The 19,149-nt window shown below is 46.5% G+C and carries 17 protein-coding genes; 6 read left to right on the forward strand and 11 right to left on the reverse strand.

Annotation, left to right across the window (positions count from 1 at the left end; all coding sequences use genetic code 11):
- The first annotated feature begins 3 nt into the window (after positions 1–3).
- Both V2H45_RS12320 and V2H45_RS12325 read left to right on the forward strand, forming a co-directional pair.
- Positions 4–1,053, forward strand: coding sequence for a DMT family transporter (locus V2H45_RS12320; RefSeq protein ID WP_330483956.1), 1,050 nt, complete (start codon positions 4–6; stop codon positions 1,051–1,053).
- Positions 1,054–1,180: 127 nt separating this feature from the next.
- Positions 1,181–2,380: an NAD(P)/FAD-dependent oxidoreductase gene (locus V2H45_RS12325; RefSeq protein ID WP_330483957.1), complete on the forward strand. Its 1,200-nt coding sequence runs from the start codon at positions 1,181–1,183 to the stop codon at positions 2,378–2,380.
- A 235-nt stretch (positions 2,381–2,615) separates the two neighbouring features.
- Here the strand turns inward: V2H45_RS12325 and V2H45_RS12330 are convergent, their stop codons facing one another.
- Positions 2,616–3,482 (reverse strand): VanW family protein, encoded by an 867-nt coding sequence (locus V2H45_RS12330; RefSeq protein ID WP_330483958.1) that lies wholly within the window; start codon positions 3,480–3,482, stop codon positions 2,616–2,618.
- Between the two features lie 285 nt (positions 3,483–3,767).
- Here V2H45_RS12330 and V2H45_RS12335 point away from each other — a divergent pair, with 285 nt between their 5' ends.
- Positions 3,768–4,637, forward strand: coding sequence for an Rpn family recombination-promoting nuclease/putative transposase (locus V2H45_RS12335; RefSeq protein WP_330483959.1), 870 nt, complete (start codon positions 3,768–3,770; stop codon positions 4,635–4,637).
- A 120-nt stretch (positions 4,638–4,757) separates the two neighbouring features.
- On the opposite strand, the gene V2H45_RS12340 is transcribed toward V2H45_RS12335, so the two are convergent.
- From V2H45_RS12340 to V2H45_RS12355, 4 genes are read right to left on the reverse strand one after another with little or no spacing between them, the layout of a single operon-like run.
- Complete coding sequence (locus V2H45_RS12340; protein ID WP_330483960.1) at positions 4,758–5,837, reverse strand: acyltransferase; 1,080 nt, start codon at positions 5,835–5,837, stop codon at positions 4,758–4,760.
- Between the two features lie 3 nt (positions 5,838–5,840).
- Positions 5,841–6,086, reverse strand: coding sequence for a hypothetical protein (locus tag V2H45_RS12345; RefSeq protein ID WP_330483961.1), 246 nt, complete (start codon positions 6,084–6,086; stop codon positions 5,841–5,843).
- Positions 6,087–6,092: 6 nt separating this feature from the next.
- Positions 6,093–6,767, reverse strand: coding sequence for a GvpL/GvpF family gas vesicle protein (locus V2H45_RS12350; protein WP_330483962.1), 675 nt, complete (start codon positions 6,765–6,767; stop codon positions 6,093–6,095).
- A gap of 1 nt (position 6,768) precedes the next feature.
- Positions 6,769–7,572, reverse strand: a complete 804-nt coding sequence (locus V2H45_RS12355; RefSeq protein WP_330483963.1) for a DUF1997 domain-containing protein — start codon at positions 7,570–7,572, stop codon at positions 6,769–6,771.
- Positions 7,573–7,640: 68 nt separating this feature from the next.
- On the opposite strand from V2H45_RS12355, the gene V2H45_RS12360 reads away from it, so the two are divergent.
- Both V2H45_RS12360 and V2H45_RS12365 read left to right on the forward strand, forming a co-directional pair.
- Complete coding sequence (locus V2H45_RS12360; protein WP_330483964.1) at positions 7,641–8,945, forward strand: hypothetical protein; 1,305 nt, start codon at positions 7,641–7,643, stop codon at positions 8,943–8,945.
- Positions 8,942–9,334: a RidA family protein gene (locus V2H45_RS12365; protein WP_330483965.1), complete on the forward strand. Its 393-nt coding sequence runs from the start codon at positions 8,942–8,944 to the stop codon at positions 9,332–9,334. The genes V2H45_RS12360 and V2H45_RS12365 overlap by 4 nt, the downstream gene beginning before the upstream one ends.
- A gap of 164 nt (positions 9,335–9,498) precedes the next feature.
- Here the strand turns inward: V2H45_RS12365 and V2H45_RS12370 are convergent, their stop codons facing one another.
- On the reverse strand, positions 9,499–11,094 hold the full coding sequence (locus V2H45_RS12370; RefSeq protein ID WP_330483966.1) for a glycoside hydrolase family 57 protein: 1,596 nt from the start codon (positions 11,092–11,094) through the stop codon (positions 9,499–9,501).
- A 1,024-nt stretch (positions 11,095–12,118) separates the two neighbouring features.
- Between V2H45_RS12370 and V2H45_RS12375 the strand changes: the two genes are divergently transcribed.
- A complete protein-coding gene (locus tag V2H45_RS12375; protein WP_330483967.1) occupies positions 12,119–14,692 on the forward strand; it encodes a LysM peptidoglycan-binding domain-containing protein in 2,574 nt (857 codons plus the stop codon).
- Positions 14,693–14,870: 178 nt separating this feature from the next.
- Here the strand turns inward: V2H45_RS12375 and V2H45_RS12380 are convergent, their stop codons facing one another.
- The 5 genes from V2H45_RS12380 to V2H45_RS12400 all read right to left on the reverse strand — a co-directional run bounded on the left by V2H45_RS12380 (position 14,871) and on the right by V2H45_RS12400 (position 18,942).
- Complete coding sequence (locus V2H45_RS12380; RefSeq protein ID WP_330483968.1) at positions 14,871–16,190, reverse strand: Nramp family divalent metal transporter; 1,320 nt, start codon at positions 16,188–16,190, stop codon at positions 14,871–14,873.
- A 163-nt stretch (positions 16,191–16,353) separates the two neighbouring features.
- Positions 16,354–16,503 (reverse strand): hypothetical protein, encoded by a 150-nt coding sequence (locus V2H45_RS12385; RefSeq protein WP_330483969.1) that lies wholly within the window; start codon positions 16,501–16,503, stop codon positions 16,354–16,356.
- Between the two features lie 2 nt (positions 16,504–16,505).
- Positions 16,506–17,792 carry a cyclic nucleotide-binding domain-containing protein gene (locus V2H45_RS12390; protein ID WP_330483970.1) on the reverse strand — a complete coding sequence of 429 codons (1,287 nt, stop codon included), beginning with the start codon at positions 17,790–17,792 and terminating at the stop codon, positions 16,506–16,508.
- Between the two features lie 84 nt (positions 17,793–17,876).
- A complete protein-coding gene (locus tag V2H45_RS12395; protein ID WP_330483971.1) occupies positions 17,877–18,116 on the reverse strand; it encodes a hypothetical protein in 240 nt (79 codons plus the stop codon).
- Positions 18,058–18,942 (reverse strand): TIGR04222 domain-containing membrane protein, encoded by an 885-nt coding sequence (locus V2H45_RS12400; RefSeq protein ID WP_330483972.1) that lies wholly within the window; start codon positions 18,940–18,942, stop codon positions 18,058–18,060. The genes V2H45_RS12395 and V2H45_RS12400 overlap by 59 nt, the downstream gene beginning before the upstream one ends.
- Positions 18,943–19,149: the final 207 nt, after the last annotated feature.

Consider the following 19,149-nt stretch of genomic DNA (forward strand, 5'->3'; position numbering starts at 1 on the left):
CATATGCCTAGCTTACCTACCAAAATCTCAGATTTAGCCGATCGCTTTCCGGGAAGGGCTTATCTCATCCTCGCAATTTTGATTTTTGCGGCTTCTGGTTCAATCGTCCATCGGCTATCTGAAATTGGCATGCACAACCTCGTGCGTGGGCATAACCCGATCTCGTTTTGTAATGTTTTGTTTGTGGGAAATCTCTGCGCGTTGTTGGTGATGCTAGCGATCTATTTTCGAGAACTGAATCCTTCCAACTTTGCCAAGCTCTCAAAACAGGATTGGAGCGCCATGACAGTTATTGCGATTTTGGATAGTGTCCTCGTGCCTGCCTTATTTTTTACCGCACTTTCAAATACGCTCGTGAATAATGTCGTGCTGATTGGACGCATCGAACCACCGCTCAGTTTGGCGTTAGCGATCTGGATCTTACGAGAACGGGTGAATGGTTGGGTGATTGCGGGGGCGATCGCTTCGTTTGTCGGAGTCGTCTTGACGATTGTGTTGCAGCAGGTAGGCAGTAGCGCTGTCAGTATGGGCGGCTTTCAAGTCGGTAAAGGAGAGCTGCAAGCGATCGGTGGTGCTACCTGTCTGGCGATCGCCATCCTTTTGAGTAAAATCACGCTCAAGCAAATTCCTGTGGGGATTTTCACAATTTATAAAACGGCGTTAGGTACGCTCGTTTTCTTTATCATTGCGACAATCTTGTTTGGTTTTGAACATTTTGCCGAGGCGCTCTCTCCCTTACTTTGGCAGTGGATGATTTTTTATGGGGCTGTAATTGTGGTAGGCGGACAGATCTGTTGGTTGTCTGGACTCAAAAAAAACACAGCGGCAGAGGTTTCCCTTGCCAGTTCTTTTAGTCCGATTATTGGGATTTTGGCTGCCTATGCGATCGTGGGAGAAACTCCTGGTATGGCGCAATACATTGGGGCAGGCGCGATCTTGTTTGGCATTGGTTTAACGCAAATTGGTACGGCTCAACAGCCGCCGCGATCGCTTCCTCAGGCTCAACCCCTCTCTGCTCAAGAGGTGCAGGATGTTTGCTTTAAAGGCGTATAGACCTATAGGGTAGGGCGATAAATTGCGGGGATGGCGATCTGCAAAACTGCTGTCACCGCGAAAAGTTATCTGACCGTTAGAATAGGCATAGTAAGATCCATGCAATAAAAGGTTAGCGCTTATTCCCATGTCACGAATTTGTATCCTTGGCGGTGGTTTTGGTGGTCTCTATACTGCCCTCAACTTAGTGCGCTTGCCTTGGGCAGAAACCCCAGAAATTATCTTGATCGATAAGAGCGATCGCTTCATGTTTACCCCCATGCTGTACGAGTTGATTACGGGGGAATTGCAAGCATGGGAAATTGCACCACCCTTTGCCGATTTACTTGAGGGTAAAGGGATTCAATTTATTCAAGCCACGGTGACAGATATCGACCTGAACGATCGCCATGTTCGCATCGATGCCTCAGGTCAGTCTGCCGATCTTCACTACGATCGCTTGCTCTTAGCGATCGGGGGCGAAACACCGATTGATTTCGTTCCGGGAGCCTCGGAATATGCAATTCCCTTTCGTACCCTTGCGGATGCCAATCGGTTAATCCATCGGCTAGAGGAATTAGAAAAGTCCGACCGAGGCAAGATTCGCGTCTGTATTGCAGGGGCGGGTAGTAGCGGTGTGGAACTTGCCTGTAAAATTGCCGATCGCCTCAAAGAAAGAGGAAGAGTTCGCCTCGTCGATCGCAATGACAGAATTTTATCAGGTTCGCCAGAGCCCAATCGCGTCGCTGCCGAGCAGGCGCTATCAAAGCGGGGCGTTTGGAAAGATCTCTCTACCAGCGTCTCAGAGGTAGGCGAAACGGAAATCACCTTGGATTATCAAGCAGGCAGCGATACCCTCCCCGTTGATATTGTGATGTGGACAGTGGGGACGCGGTTCTCTAAACTCATTCAAAAGCTGCCCCTCGATCGTCGTTTGCCGATGGGTCAGATTACCGTCGAACCAACCCTGCAAGTCAAGACGCACCCCGAACTCTTTGCGATCGGCGATCTAGCCAGTTGTTTAGATACCGATGGAACTCCCTTACCAGGCACTGCACAGGTTGCCTATCAGCAAGCACACTACTGTGCGCTAAATATTTGGGCGAGTATAACCAATCATCCCCTCCTCCCTTTTCAATACATTCCGTTGGGTGAGTTTATTAGTCTGGGTGTGAATGATGCCTCGATGTCGATGTTTGGCAAAATTGCCATGGATGGAATGCCTGCCTATGTCGCCCGTCGTTTAGCTTACTTGTTGAGAATGCCCACCTTAGAACATCAGCTTAAAGTCAGCTCTAACTGGCTCGTCCGCCCAATTTTGTCAGCTTGGGAACGCGTACAAAAATGATTCTATACTTTTGAATTCAAACATCTCAACCTGACAGGCTAACAAAACGTGAATTCAGGATAAGAAACCCTGAAACGCTATACATCCCAAGGATCCCCCCCAGCCCCCCTTGAAAAAAGGGGGGAGAATCCACTTCCCTTTTTCAAGGGGGATGCCCTATCGGTTAGGGGGAGCAAACCCCTCGGTTCCAGCAAGTCGGCTTGCTTTGCTCCGAAATCCTTAACCCTAACTCACGTTAACGCAGCAAATCTTTCCGATCTGAAGCAGAAGTTGAACTTTGTTTTCCAGCACTTAGAAGTGGAGCGTACATCATGAGCGCATAATTTTCTGCAACCAATTCTTCGCTCAAGAGTTGGTTGGTATTGAGGTCGCGTCGTTCGCGCACAAGCTGATTTTGCCGCATATACCGCCCAGCGATCGGGCCAGTTATGAGGTGATTCTTTTCCAAGATTTCGTATTTACAGAGACTTTCTGTGTTAGAGCGAATCTCGCCGCATAAATGCTCGTCTGTTAGCCACAGACAAAGCTGGTATGGATGCGTTGTTTTATTCTCAATTTGCAAATCGATATAGTTATAGGACACAGTTGCTCCACTGCCAAATGGAAGCGTCCGATTTAAGTCGGGGAAAACATCATAGCTATGTCTCCAACGTTCTTTAATCGTAAGTGGAGAATGCAATGTCATCCAATAAATCAGGTTTGATAGCTGGCATAAACCTCCACCATAACCAGTGCTTACTTTGCCATTCTCTAGGGTCATCCCTAACTTAAATCCTCTATTTTGGGTGGGATTTCCGACCAAATACCAAAAAGAAAAGACTTCTCCGGGCTGAATCACTAAACCATCAATCTGCGCGATCGCTAGTCTTAAATTTGTCACTTTATTATATTGAAGCCACATGTCTACATCTTTTAACTGACGCATGAGAATGGACTTATGGGTAAAAACTCCAACGGGTAGCGGCTCGGGAACGATCTGGGTGGCAAATTTTGTCTTGGAAAAAGCCCACTCAAATCGACGCTTGAGAATATAGAAATATCGCCCTAAGGATAATCTCAACCGACTGCGATGGATAGGCTGTTGAATGTTTTGGGTTTGCATAGCGGGACTCTAAAACCTTCGTATTCTAATTGTCAGGAATTTTAGGAACCTAGCGACCCTGAATTAAGCGGCAGTTCATCGCATCTAAGCTAACTTACATTGTTATACGAAACTGTGCTGAAGTATTAGACGCGATCGCATAAATTATGTTTCACTCAGCCGATAAAATCCATTTGGGATCTGATGTTGAGGTAGGGAATTGCTTCAGGCGATCGCTCAAAGCGATTCCCTTTGGGATCTGCCCCCTGCAAAACAGCTTGTCAAGAATAGATGTGAAATTTTGTGATGTTTGACAATATTTGCAAATTTCTTGCCGAAACCTACTCCAGAGATATCGCCACATGGTTACTTGGTGAAGCGATCGATCTCACCCAAGTTCTGCCGCAAGAGCTGGCAGTTGAGCCAATTCGGGCAGATAGTCTTATCTTGCTGGAAGCAGAAGGTCTGCTCCTGCATTTAGAGTTTCAAACCAAACCCGATCCGCAGATTCCATTTAGGATGCTGGACTATTGGGTACGTGCTTACAGACGCTTTCCTGATAAAGTGATGCGGCAAGTCGTGATTTACCTGAAACCGACAAACTCAGATTTAGTCTACGAACATAAATTTGAGCGTAGTACGACCCACCACGAATTTGAAGTCATTAGGCTATGGGAACAATCCTCGGCTAATTTTTTAACCAGTGCAGGCACGATCCCCTTTGCTATACTGGTCAAAGATGACAATAAAGAGCGTTTGCTACAAGAAATTGCCCAAGAAATCGATCGAATTCCAGAGCTAAATACGCGCAAAACCATAGCAGCAGCAACATATGTCTTAGCAGGTTTAGTTTTAGAAGAAAATATTATTAAGCAAATTTTGAGGAGAGATATCATGCGCGAGTCTGTAACATATCAAGCGATTCTGCAAGAAGGTCGTCAAGAAGGTGAGCTTAAAGGTCGCCAAGAGGGGCGCCAAGAAGGTCGCCAAGAGGGGCGTAAGCAGGGATTAATAGCGGTTGTTTTACGCTTACTCGCCCATAAGTTTGGGACTTTGCCTCCAAATTTACATACTAAAATTTCGCGCTTAAAGATTACTCGCTTAGAAAACTTAGCTGAGGCGATTTTAGATTTTGAGAGTCTCGCTGATTTGGAACTCTGGTTTAAAAAGAAATAGCTTGGTTTCCTAGCTCACAATTCTAAATAGCTACTATGGGATAGTCATTTTTGGAGTGATTAATGATTTCTGCGAGAGTTTCAAGTACGGCATCAAGTTGAAGGTGCGATTGTCGCTTAATCAAGCTCCAAAAATGACATTTAAGCCCTTAATTGGTTTGACGATCGCCCAGACAAGAAGACCGATCGCCCAAGAAGCGATCGCTGCTACCAACAGATAACCAATTCCTCCCAAGACTTGGGCAGGCGTAATCAGGCGTAAAACCTGCGTGTGAAGTAGATAGGTGGTAAAACTGGCATTCCCCAGTCTTTCGATTAGCGTGTTGAATTGTAGGAATCGGGGAGGGGAATCGGGTTCGTTTTGAGATTTCCAAGACATTGCCCAGAGCAAAAAGGTAATCGTGAGCAGTACCACTGTAGGGCGACCGTAATGACCGACGGCTTCGGCAGAACCGATGCGGATAGCGGAAAAGTAAAACTCACCTAACTCTAGAGCCGCTGCGATCGCCCAGAGACATCCCCAGATTTGTGTAGAGCATCGTCGCAAAGCCGCTGTAAACCAATCGGGTACTTTCGCCAACCAAATTCCAAATAGGAAATATGGGAGCCAAAACATCCAGTGATTTGAGTTGGGCAAATAGGGAGCCAAGTCAGGAAGTAAGTGGAAAAGAGAAACTGTCCACCGCAATGTAAACAGGCTGAGGGTGAAGATCGTAGCGATCGCTAAATTTAAACCCGTGAAAGGAATTCGTCGCAATAAGGGATAGCTGATATAGCATTGGATGATAATCGTCAAAAAATAGAGATGATAGTCACCCGAACCATCTCTCAACGTGATCGCGATTTGCCCTAACTTCTCTACCCAATTCCCAAGTTGAAACTCTTGGCGAAATGCAAGATTCAACAGCGTGAAACATAGATAGGGTGGCAAGATTCTAAAGCCGCGCCGTTGGATAAATCCCCAAAGTTGGAATGGGCGAGACTGTTCTGATTTTGCCAATCCAAAGCCAGAGAGAATTACAAACAATGGAACTGTAAATCGTCCCACTTGGTTGATCGCAGTATCGATAAACACTTCCCAATTGAGGCTGTCAAGCGAGACCGTACCATGAGCGCCAAACCACCAAGGATGAGACGCATGGATCCAAATTACGAGGGTAATGGCGATCGCTCTGAGTAAATTTGATAGCTGCCAATTCATCTATCAGCGTCTGCGATTGGTTTCGCAGCCGATGCCATCTCCATCTCGGTCAAATCGATGGGGATCGGGTGGCAGAACTCTAAAATTGCGATAGGGAATATCTTTACAGTGTAGATATGGCGGAGGTGACGGAATGCAAGCATCTGGATAAGCGCGATCGCAGTTGGTCTGGCTTTGAACTTCCGCTTTACTGCCTGCGATCGCAAGTAGAAAGCAGGTGAGTAGAAATATGCGAAATGGATGTTTCATGGGTTGCTATTCGGCGAAATGGTAAGGGGGGAGGGCATCACTCATCTCGAACTGCCAGTGAGAATGTAAGAGTTGCCATGTTTGGAGAAACTGGCTGAGCTGTTCTGCCTGTAGGGGTGTAAGCAGTAAATGGGCTTTGGCTTCTTCGGCTTCTTGAATGAGTTTGGGCGCGACTCGACTAGTTTGCTGCATAAAACCGTAGAGTTCTTGTACTTCACTTTGAAGTTGAACTTGCACCTGCTGCTGCTGTAGATATTGCTCCCGTTTTGCCAAGAGATAGTCTCTTCCTTTTAAGTTCCCATTCATCTCTGGCTTAGGGAGATTGGCTTTCCCCTTGAGTAAATATTCGGCATATCCTTCCAGCCCGCGTAAGCGATCGCTGAGTTCTTGCTGATTCACAATCAGATATTCTCGTAAAGCTGCCTCTGAAACAAATGCTGTGCCAAACCGTAAAGGTAAAAGATTATGCTGGCTGTAGAGTTCGCAAATGACGCGATCGTGCTGCAAAACCGCTTGAAGCAGGATTTCTTCTGTAGTCTCTTTGAGGGCTTCCACATTCAGATTGGGGTCTAGCGCTATAACGAGTTCACCTGCTTGAATACATGCGATCGGTTTCCCTTCAATCCCAAGGAGTGACATGGTTGGAATGGGTGCAGCAAGAATCGCGAAAGCATAGAGCATATTACTTTCTCAGCTTCACTTTCTTGGGAACCTTGATGTTATGGGTTTTGTGGAAATCATTCTGCACCTTAGCAGTGAGACTATTGGAAACATGTTTGACCACAAAGGCAAGTACGCCATCCCCCGTTTTTTGAATCATATCCTTGGACATGCGATGGATAAATGGCGGAAATTGCAGCGTTACAGTTAAATTTAAATCCCATTCAATCGAGGTCATCGTAGGATTCTGTGCTAATTCTTCACCTGATAAGACCTCGGCTAGCGATCGCGGTTGCAGCCGCATTTCTGCTTGAAAATCGACTTCATACCCCTGAGGCTCTTGATCTGGAATCGGAATGGTAACAATGCGATAAACGCTGTTTTCTTGAGGGAGTAGGTTGAGACCGACATTGGGGTAGACATAATAGCCAAATGCGCCTACACGACCCACACCCATAGCATAGCCCGTTGTACCGATCGGTTCCGCTTTAAAGGGATGGGCGCAACGCTTAAACCAGCCTTGGTGGCTATCTAAATAGGTCATCACCACAGATTGCTCGGCAAACAAGTCCATGTAACCGACAAAGTGATTGCGAAACTGTGTGAGGGGATAGACTTTTTTATTCTTATCTTCTATGTTTTCTACCTCTTCAGCCGCCAGATGATTTGCCTCATCGAGCTGCGCTTCCGTGATGCCTAGATCGCTAGGTTTCATGTGGGTAAAATCCGTCGTTTCAGAGCTATCTGCGTTCTCCATGCTCTCTCCTATGGGACTTATAGGTGCGATCGCGTCATTTATCGTCCGATTTGTAGATTCTGGCTGCATTGTAGATACCCCCACGTCTTTTAAATCATAATATAGGTATATATAAAAATCTGGATAGAGCAAAGCGTATGACCCCTCGTCTGGCTGTCATGGAAGCCGTAGAAAAACTAAACTACCGCGTCACTGTGGCTGATGTCTCTGCACAGTCAGGGCTTAGCCTTGATATAGCGCAACGCGAAGTTTTAACGCTGGCAACAGAAACAGGTGGCAACTTACAAGTCGCAGAGTCGGGTGAGATTGCCTACAAGTTTGCCTCTAACTTTCGGAATATTCTCCTGAGCCGCTCGTTTAAGTTACGGGTGCAGGAATGGCTCAAAACAGTGTGGAAATGGCTGTTTTACCTGATCCGCATCTCTTTTGGCATTTTACTGATTGTCTCCATCTTGATTGTGGTATTAGGCATCATTGCTGCCACGATCGCGCTGCAAAGTCAGAACCGCGACGATAACGACAATCGCCGTAGCAGCGATCGCTCCTATAACGGCGGCGGTGGTGGGTTTATCTTTTGGGGTGGTGGTTGGTGGGGCAACCCCTTTGTCGTATTCGACCCTTACTATTACGAGCCTCAACAACTGCGCGCCCGCGATCCAAACGAGATGGGTTTTTTAGAAAGCGTGTTTTCCTTCCTGTTTGGCGATGGCAATCCTAACGCCGATCTCGAAGAAAGACGCTGGCGCGCGATCGCTGCCGTAATTCGCAACCATCATGGCGTGGTCACAGCCGAGCAAATTACACCCTATTTAGACAACATCGGTAAGGTTGAAGAGGGCTATGAAGATTACATGATCCCTGTGCTGGCTAAGTTTAACGGGTATCCTCAGGTCAGCGAGCAGGGCACCTTGGTCTATAGTTTCCCCGACTTGCAAAAAGTAGCTTCTGAGAAAAAACAAACCCGTGTCGGTAGCTATTTGCTGGAAGATCTATGGGTATTTAGCAAAGCGGGTAGCGGTAAGGTTGCCCTTTCGATTGGCTTAGGCGTGTTTTATTTCGTCGGGGCGTTGATTTTAGGTAGTTTATTACAAAATCCAAGATTGGCGTACCAACTTACGGGCTTTTTGGGATTTGTCGCCGCCGCCTATGGCTTTTTATTAGGCTATGCCACCTTGTTTTTAACCGTACCCCTCGTGCGTTACTTTGTCCTACGCGGTCTCAATAGCCAAATTGAGGCGAGAAACCAAATGCGACTGGCGCGTAAAGAGCAGTTAAGTCACCCCACACCTCAACTCCAAGAAAAATTGGCTTTTGCCAGTCAGCTCAGCATTGCGCAAGAGGCGATCGATGAGAATAATTTGGCATATACCACCGAAACTGATTTGAACGATCAGGAATATGCCAAAATGCTCAAGGAAATGGAAAATCCCCCTAAATCATGAGTTATCAAGTTATTCGTACCGAGTCTGCCCCCACACCTGTTGGCCCCTATAACCAAGCGATCGCAGTGCCAGCCACCAGCAAATTGATTTTTTTGGCGGGACAAGTAGCGATCGATCCTGCCACCAGCAAAGTCATTGAGGGTGACGTTGCGGCGCAAACGGAACGTGTGCTGCAAAATGTTCGAGCCGTATTACATGCGGCAGGAGCAGATTTTACAAATGTCGTAAAAACCACCGTATTTTTGGCGAATATGGCTGATTTCCCCGCGATGAATGCCGTTTATGCCAAATATTTTCTAGATCCCGCGCCAGCGCGTTCCACGGTTCAAGTCGCACGACTACCTTTGGATGTGTTGGTCGAAATTGAGTGTATTGCGGCGATCGGCTAGATCGCTTTTGAGGATTGAGTTTCAAGAACTCTAAAATAAAACACCCCAACTTTACAGTGGGGTGTTTTATTAGAATATTGAGGAAATTTTGGGCAATTTCTCGAAATTTAGTCAAAATTAGCAATTTAGCCGCAAATCTAGCTGAGATTGCTCAATGCTAATTCCTAAACACCATAGGGACGGTAAACCCTGTAGTTGATATCAGGGAAAATATTGTCCATATATTCCACTTTTTCCAGCCAACCAGAATCAATCGGGCCCTTGTTAATCTCATCGAATAGTTTATTGAAACGAACGAGGTGCGATCGCGTCCGACGTATAGCATAGGGAACCATCGTACCTGTGCGCATAATAAACGCCCAATCTGAAGACTGTGCGAGCAGCAGTTCTCTAGCCGCTTGATTTAGCGCTCTCCACTGCAACTCATCTTCAGGTTCGCGATGAGCAAGGCTAATCATCCGTTCTGCGGCTTTATGTAAGTGCTGGTATACCCAAGCATTGGTTTCATTGAGCCAATATTCATGGAAGCCCTTGTAGCCCCAACTAGACTGGGCAGGACGAGCCACCTGTTGTGTTGGATTTTGGCGTAGGTAGTCGGCAAGGTGCGTCATCTTATACGTACCTTGATCGTAATGGGACTTGCGGATTAAATAGTCAATAAACCAAGGGCCCTCATACCACCAGTGACCAAACAGCTCGGCATCATAGGGAGAAACAATGATTGGCGGACGCTCCATCATCTTATTTAAATATTCTGACTGCCGTTCGCGGTTGTACATAAAGTTCGCTGCATGATCGGCGGCTTTTTCTCTTGCCCAATAGGGGTCATAGAGTTGCTTAGCACCCAGGTCTAAGCCACGTCCCGTAATCTTGTGATACTTAATTCCGGTATTCTTACGCTGACCATTGGGCATCACAAACGGCTTAATATACTCATATTCAGCTTCCCAACCCAGATCCTTATAAAATTCGCGATAGACAGGATCGCCAGGATAGCCGACTTCAGAAGACCAAACCTGTTGGGAGGACTCGTGATCGCGACCAAAGGCAGCAACCCCTGTTTCCGTGAAAATGGGGGCATAGGTACCATACCTTGGGCGTGGCTGACCGTAGAGAATGCCATGACCATCGGTGAGAAAATAGCGCAAACCCACATCCGCCAACATGCGCTCAAGACCGTTGTAATAGGCACATTCTGGTAACCAGATGCCATTGGGGCGTCTACCAAACTCCTGCTCGTAATGATCGACTGCTACCTGAAGCTGTGCCCATACAGCTTCAGGATACATTTTCATCAAAGGTAAGTAGCCGTGGGTTGCCCCGCAGGTAATGATTTCTAGGTTATTGGTCTCTAGAAATCCTTTAAACGCGCCGACAAGGTCGCCATCGTGCCGTTCCCAAATCGATCGCACTTCGGCAAACTCTTTAATGTAGTAGTCGGCCAAATATTGCAGGTGACCATCTAGACGATTATGCTCAAACTCGCACTCAGCCAGTTTTTGCAGTTGGGCGAGGTGCTTGTCATAGCGTTCTTGGAGCAAAGGATCGCGCAGCATAGACACAAGCGGCGGTGTCATGCTCATGGTTATCTTAAAGTCAATTCCATCGCGCTTTAATCCCTCAAAAGCTTTAATTAAAGGGATATACGTTTCGGTAATTGCTTCATACAGCCACTCTTCTTCTAAAACATAGTCACTTTCAGGATGGCGGACAAAGGGCAGGTGGGCATGTAAAACCAGTGCAACGTATCCAGTAGTCATATAGGTTAACTTTTCTCTTAGAGGCGCTGCAAACTTGCCACGCCCAATGCTTTATCCAAGTAATTTTAGGATATTCAGGGTACTGATGCTGATATGAATGATCCCTGTTTGCAATATTGGCTACCTGATTGCATTGAAAGCTTTAAGGACAGCGATGTTCCGAAAATCTCGCGCCATTATGATTAACGCGATCGCGCCTAGCATTCCTAGATCGACTGGGAAATTTTTTTGGGATAGTCATTTGGGTTGTCGATCGGCAAGTTAAGATGCTTAACCGCCGATTCAAACATGACTGCCGCAAGGTGATTTGATGACAATAAAACCGCAAAAATAAAGTATTTGTGATTATTTCAAGCCTTACCTAATTAAGGTGGTAAAACTCTGAAATATAATTTTTTCGATAAGTATTCGTAACTATTCAGTGAATTTATTGCTCATGTGATCGAGATCACTGTGAATCTTGAAAGGCTTTACCTGACAAACTAGATTTTTTTACTGATTAAATCTAAAAAAACTTTAAAGCTTGTTCAAAATGGTCTTTGAGGAGCTAGACGGAGTAAATGAGAGCTAGAACGAGCTAGAAAAAGCATTCATAAGTCAGAATACTGAATGCCACCTACTTTTCTCTAGGGAGTATGTTATTAGACATCGGGGCTTTAACAGGCAAAATAGTTATATATAGTGACGGATTAAGTTTAAAAAATATTTACACTTGCTGCAAAAAACGTTTTTCGATAGGGATAACACGTTGGTCTGTTTACCAAATTTTACAGAGTTATTTTACGGAATTGGGTGTTGACATTGGATCGGTCTATATGCATTATTAGTCCAGCACAGGTTCAATGCACAAAACTGGAATTTTTTTTGTTCTCCATGAACTTGTCTAGAGGAAAAATACAAGGTAACTTAGTTTCGGTAATAAGTCGCTCCCCTAAGTTTTTTAAGACTTAGGCTTGTTTGTACATCGACTCACACATTGAATGTTCATACCACGAGAGCGCGATTAGTTTAGAGGAGGCAATTTTTGAAAAAGATATCTTCAGTAGAAGAGGATCTGAGTACTAATGTTCCCCTGGCATTAGCAACTGACAGATCTTCCAAGAAGGTACGCAGATCATTAGCGTTGCTGGGTCTAGCTCTTTCCGTCGGAACCGTGGGTATGCTGATCAATCAGCAGACTTCTAAAGATCTAAAAGTCTCACCTGTAGCTCCATCATCACGCACACTTACAGATGTGATGGCGCAAAACCAAGAACGTAAGTATGAAATGGCACGAGCCGCGATCGCGTCTGGTGCTTGGGACACTCCCCAAGGAGTAATCGTTCATGAGGTGCGCGAAGACGAAACCCTATGGCAGATTACACAGATTTATCAAATTGATGCAGCTGCGATCGCAGCTTCTAACGGTATCAGTGCTGCAACTGAATTGCAGCCCGGTATGAAGCTTGTGATTCCTCCTGTAAGCGGTTTAGTCCACAAGGTCAAACCAGGTGACACCCTTGAGAGTATTGCCACCTACTACAACATTCCAAAAGGCGAAATTCTCAAATATACATCCCTAGAATCTCCCGACTTCCTTGCTGTGGATCAGCCCCTAGTAATTCCAGGGAATGTAGCAACACTGATTCAAGTTAAAGACGAACACATTAAAAAGAAGCTGATTGCTGAGCGCGAACGTCTAGAGCGTCGCTTGAATGAAATTCAAGGTAAGCCTGTTTTAGTCAGTAGCAACACGACTAACAGTGCTGCTCGCAGCCCTGAAGCCGCAATCAAAAAGCAACCAAAGTTCACAACGCACCAAGTCCAAAATGGTGACACGATTGAGACAGTTGCCCGTCGTTATGGCACTTCTCAAAAGGCAATCATTGAAGCCAATAAGCTAGACAATCCTCACTGGCTAGAACTCAACCAAGAGCTAAAGATTCCTAGCAACGATACAGTTCCTACCCTACAGACGGTAGCTTCTGTAAATGTCAAGCCTTCAAAGCAAGTTCCATCTACGGTTAGCGATCAGTTTCGCACCTCTCCTGTCCCTGAGCTAACTGCTTCAGCCTTACCAGATACAGCGAGGTCAAATGCTAACAACTTGGGCACAAGGGTAACTGCGGCAACACCCATGGTTCCTCCCACGATCGCCTCTGCTCCTCGGCTTTCCCCTTGGGATGGCTTAATGCAACTGACCGGCGGCAATGCCACCAAAAACCTTCCCACACAACCAGCTCAAGAAGATTTGTCAGCGCAACAACGTCCTGCAACATCCTCAACGAGTCTGCCCGTTGCCAGCGAGCCTGCGATTAGGGTAGCTACAGCATTGTTCCCTTTTACCCCTGATAAATTGTTGGAACAGCCTAATGCTTCTAGTAGCAACGCAAGAACGAGTCTTCCTTCTGGTGCACCTGCTGTAGAGCCTTCAGTACAGCTCCCCAGACCGACTTTTGCTGTTCCTTCCATTGCAAGCTCTTTAGTAACCTCTGTAACCGAGCAAAATCCCTCGTTACAAAGAACACCTTCAGAAGTCTCCGCCCAACCCGCAGCAGAGCCGAGCGTAAGAATTCCTCGGCAGATTGCCGCAGCAATCTCCATCTCTGTTCCCTCTGAGATCTCTGCTGAGCAAGGTACAGTAACGCAGAATACACCTGCATCTGCTCAAACAACTGGACAACCTGTGTCTGAGCCTACTGTACAGATTCCTAACCGCGTTGCTGCGGCAACTTTGGTTCCTGCGGTACCTTCTACTCGTGTCGTCGAGCAAAATAGCTCAGTTCAACAAATCCCTGTTAATAATGTTGTACCTCAGCCTGCGGCTGAACCTAAAGTACAAGTTCCTGCTAGAACTGCGGCGGCTCTGGCTCCTTCGATTCCTTCCTCTAGTGCTGTGGAGCAAAATGCTAAGAATGGTGCTCCCACTGAAGTTGCTCTGCTTCCTGACCCTGAAAGTCGCGTGAGATCTTTAGAAGTGCAACGCCTAGAGTCTGAAGTCGATCAGCTCAATAAAAAGGTACGTGAAGCAGAAGCCAAAGAAGCGATGCGACGGGCTGAAGCCATGAAGCTTGCATCTGCTAATTTGAATCCTTCCTCCGATCTTGGTCGTAACTTTGATGCCGGTCGCGAAGCCATTGCCCGCCCAGGCGATCGCTCTGGTGGGGTTGCACCTGAATTGCCTACTTTAACTGCCTCCGCTTATTTGCCTGATATAAACTCTTATGGCTTATCCTCAGGCTTTATCTGGCCTGCTGATGGTGTGTTAACCTCTGGTTTTGGCTGGCGCTGGGGTAGAGTTCACCAAGGCATTGACATTGCTGCACCCGTAGGTACTCCTGTCATGGCGGCTGCGACCGGTGTAATCGATTATGCTGGTTGGAATGATGGTGGCTACGGCAATATGATTGATATTCGTCATCCCGACGGTACAATCACCCGTTACGGGCACCTAAGCGCAATCTATGTGACTGAAGGACAGTCTGTCAGTCAAACCCAAGTAATTGCAGCAATGGGTAGTACTGGTTTTAGTACTGGACCTCACCTCCACTTTGAGATTCGTCCTAATGGTGGTAGTGCTGTCGATCCGATGGCGTTCTTGGCAAGCATACAACGATAGGAGCTAAAGAATTGACGCGATAACCTAGCGCAATTTTGAATTATCCAAGAGCATTTAGCCGAAAGTTTTTAGCTGTAAAAGTCCTAAAAACGATCGCTAAATGCTTTTTTATGGTCATAGCAGACACAGCATTCCGGCAAAAAGGGGGGGCAATGCTTCCCCTTTAGGAACCGTTTGACTAAAACAGAAATCTGGATAATAACCAAAGATTTAGTCCAGTAATGATTCCTGCTACTGCCCAAGCTAATATTTTTATCCAGAGAGGATTGGCAAATTTTCCCATAAGCTTGACATTACCTGTGAACAAAATCAGGGGCACGATCGCGAAGGGCAGTTGTAAACTCAGAACGACTTGACTCAATACCAAGAGTTTCCCAACACCCGATTCGCCCAAAAGAGACAGTCCAAGTAATGCAGGTGCGATCGCGAGACAGCGGGTCAACAACCGTCTCTGCCAGCAAGGAATTCGCAAATCGAGAAACCCCTCCATAATCACTTGTCCTGCGATCGTTCCTGTAAAGGTGGAACTCTGCCCAGAAGCCAGTAAGGCTAGCCCAAATAAAAGACTGGCGAGTCCGCTTCCTAAAAGTGGCGTGAGTAATTGATAGGCATCTTGAATTTCGGCAACCTGCTGATTGCCAGAGAAATGGAAAGTTGAAGCTGCCACGATTAGAATTGCGGAATTTACAAACAAAGCGGCAATTAAGGAAAGTGTGGAATCCCATGTTGCGTAACGTACAGCAGTCCGAGTATCAGGAATCGCATCTTGCCATTTGCGCGTCTGTACGATCGCGGAATGGAGATAGAGATTGTGAGGCATGACGGTCGCCCCTAAAATGCTGACTGCTAAATAAAGCTGGTTGGAATTCGCTACAATTGAACTTTGGGGAAGATATCCTTGGGCAACAGCCGCCCAGTCCGGATGGGCAAACAGAATTTCCACCAGAAAGCAAAAGGCGATCGTCGCGACTAATCCCAAGATTATCGCTTCTAGCCATTGGAATCCTTTCCCTTGGAGTAAAAGTACGACGACGAGATCGAATCCCGTAATCAATACACCCCAAACCAAAGGCAAATGGAAGAGCAGGTTGAGTGCGAGCGCGCTCCCTAAAATTTCTGCTAGGTCGCAGGCAGCGATCGCGATTTCGGCAAACAGCCATAGGATTACATTTAAGGGAAGCTTAAATTCAGCGCGACAGGCTTGGGCTAAATCTTGCCCCGTGACCATACCCAATCGCACGCAGAGAGACTGTAATAGAATTGCAATTAGATTGGAGAGAAAGATAATACTCAACAAGCTATAGCCAAATTTCGAGCCTCCTTCGATATCGGTTGCCCAGTTACCAGGATCCATATAGCCGACGGAAACTAGCAAACCAGGCCCCATAAAAGCGAGGAACTTACGCCACGAACTCGCGTGACGAGGGATAGTTATGGTTCCTTGAACTTCTGAAGGACAAAATGGTGCGGTGGGAAGTTTGGGCATCCATTGGAACATAAGCGTTGATTGAGGGTGTTTAGATTTACAACGTTGCAAATACAGCACTAAGCTCGAAACTTACTAGGATGCTATCATAGAGCCTAGTTGAGATAACTGAATCAGATCGCACTGATAGAACAAACCCTCGATCGCTTAGCCACAGAAACGAATACAGCCGCTGCTAATTGGTGGGTTGATGCAACAGTTGTAAGCAGAATTCCCAACGAAAAAGAGAAATTAGTTCCATACCTGTACCTCCTCGCGATCGCAACAGAAGATGTTCCATTGCCAAGCGATCGCTATGAATTTTTGGCGCAACCAACTGCCGCACTTCTACAGCCCCGTAACAGGGGGTAAGTGGGGTGCAGAGATAAAGAAGCCTGTTAAAAAGCCCATAATCGTGGAGAAAGCCACCGAGCCACCGCCGAGTTCGTAGGCTTCGGGCATCATCGTGCTGGCTAACATCGCCAAAATCGCTCCACCTGACACAGCCTGCGCGAGAGCCACCACTAGATCGGAAGTGTTTGCTGCCAGTACATTTCCCAAGAGCGCACAGAGTCCGCTCAGCAAGATCACACCTGCCCATAGCAGCATAATCCGAAGATTTTTTGTGCCTGCTTGTTTCATGCCAATCGAGCTAGAGAGCGCTTCAGGGAAATTAGAAATAAACACTGCCATCAAAAAAGACCAACCCACATGCCCTGGCTGTGCTGTCATCCCAATCACCGTAGATTCGGGAATGCCATCAATTAACGTCCCCACCAAAATCGCTAAGGGAGCCGAACTTTTCACCAGCCCTTGAATCATTTTTTGTTCTTCGGATGGGGAGAGATCGATTTCCACGCTATCGATCGCTTGTTGCCGCCACAAATCTAAGTTTTGCTCTGCCTCAGCTCTTGATGCTGTCGTCGATCGCAGTCGCTTAGCTAGGGCGCGACTGAGGGCATTGGCAATACTGGGGGATTTTAGCAGCACATCATCGAAATGCTCTTGTTTGAGTTGATAGACATCCATATCTGTACTCGCAATGACCGTAGCCGATCGCGGTTCGCTATTGAGCAGTGCCATCTCACCAAACACTTCTCCCGATCCAAGGGTTGTCATCACTTTTTCCCCTTTTTTTACCTCAGCTTCACCATGGATGATCATGTAGAATGAATCCCCCTTATCGCCTTCGTGAAAAAGGGCTTCACCTTCTTTGATCGAAATTGGTTTGAGCAATGGCACGATCGCTTGGGCTTCTGAAGGCGGCAAATTTTGCATCACCTCGACATGGGCAATGCGATCGAGCACGTCACCCGTTTCTTCTTGGCGATGTTCAAACAAATAGCGTCGGCGAGATGAAGCTTTACGCAAAAAGCCCCCCTTATCATCGACAAAGCGGGTAATGCCAATAAATAGCCCCCCACCAATCAAAAAACCAATTAGCAATGGCAAAAAGCCACTTTCTCGATAAGCACTAATGGTGGTTTCAAAGGCAAGCGCAGACAGTAGCGTACCGCTGCCAAATGCCATGATCGCGGCGGATAGGACTCGGCTCGGTTGCCAAAAAATGCCTAGCAACGCACCCAGCCCTGAACTCATTGCTGCTAATAATCCCTGAAGAAACGCATCTAGCATAGGTATCTACTTAGAACCTAGATATTCTATCGTGAGTGCTATCAGAGTTTCTGTTCGTGATGTCTTAAAATTCTCAGCTAACGCTTAGAGCTTTTCCTCATACCTCGATTGCGCCCCATCTTCTATATGGCTTATCTTGGCGTGGAAACTTAGCAATTTTAGGCGCGATCGCACTTTCGACAATTTCTCCAACACCTGTGCCTTGGCAATCTGCTGCCATCTAGACAATTTACCAAGCACATCAATACGGAGAAACTCTGGTCGATCAACCACCACAACCGCCACCGCCACAACCGCCACCGCCACAACCGCCACCATCACCACCGCCACCACCACTACTACTAGGAGTAAGTACCTGGTATAAATCAGCCAAAGCACTATCAGAAGCTAGAACGGTTGCACCAAACAATGCAAAGGCTATGGGAAGTTGAATGTCACTGCTGTTAATTCTCTTGAGAGATTTTGAGTTAGCGATCAAATCCTTAAGAACGCGATCGCCATAACGACTGCGGTAGGGTTTAGCAAGCCCAAATCCCGCTACGAAAAGAACGCTCGTGCTTATTACGATCAGGAAACCTACAGGTCCGCCATGAGAAATTCCATTAACTATCCTAAACACACCTATTGCTATAATCACAAGAATAATCAGGGATGAATATCGTTGCACTTTTAAAGACTGCTCGTCAGTCAAAATCAATCCAATCTGTTGTAAGCGATCGTGAATCCTCTCCCCTATATTTTGGGAATTCCGAAAAATCATTGAAATTTCGCCATCGACCGCACTAATCTCTCGAGCAACAAACAGCTCTACGGGATCGCAAGAGGAATCCACAGCCTTTTTAATCACTAGTTTTTTTCTGGCTGTTAAGAATGACCGTTGTGCTTCAACTGCTACATATCCTTGTTGCACTAAACTGGTGATGGCAGTGCCAATGGTACGATCGCTACCACCAGCCAAAAAAGCGACTTCATAGGTACTGAGACTATCTAGTTCCCGATCGGGCGCATCGAAAGGCGATCGCAGAGAGAATCGCAGCCAATATGCCACAGCGATACCGATAATTCCAAGTGGAATATAGAAGGCTAAAAATTCTGGGCCTGTTATGTTGGTTGAGTTTGGGAACCCTGCGATCGCTTGGCAACCTGCCATTGTAAAGGATAAGACAAATAAAAGTGGAAAGAGTTCTAGTCGCTTTGGTCTTAGAGAGTGTTTGAGAAGTTAAGCAAGACGTTTTAGGAGGATTTGAATCATCCCCACATAGAAAAAAGCCTCAGAAGTTTCGGGTAAAAGTTCGTACTCTTTACCTTAGTACAGGACAAAACCTTGCAATAAAGACAGAAGAGGGGTTTCATAGGA

This window comes from Tumidithrix elongata BACA0141, from assembly GCF_036349135.1.
In the GTDB taxonomy this organism is placed as follows: Bacteria; Cyanobacteriota; Cyanobacteriia; order Pseudanabaenales; family Pseudanabaenaceae; genus Tumidithrix; species Tumidithrix elongata.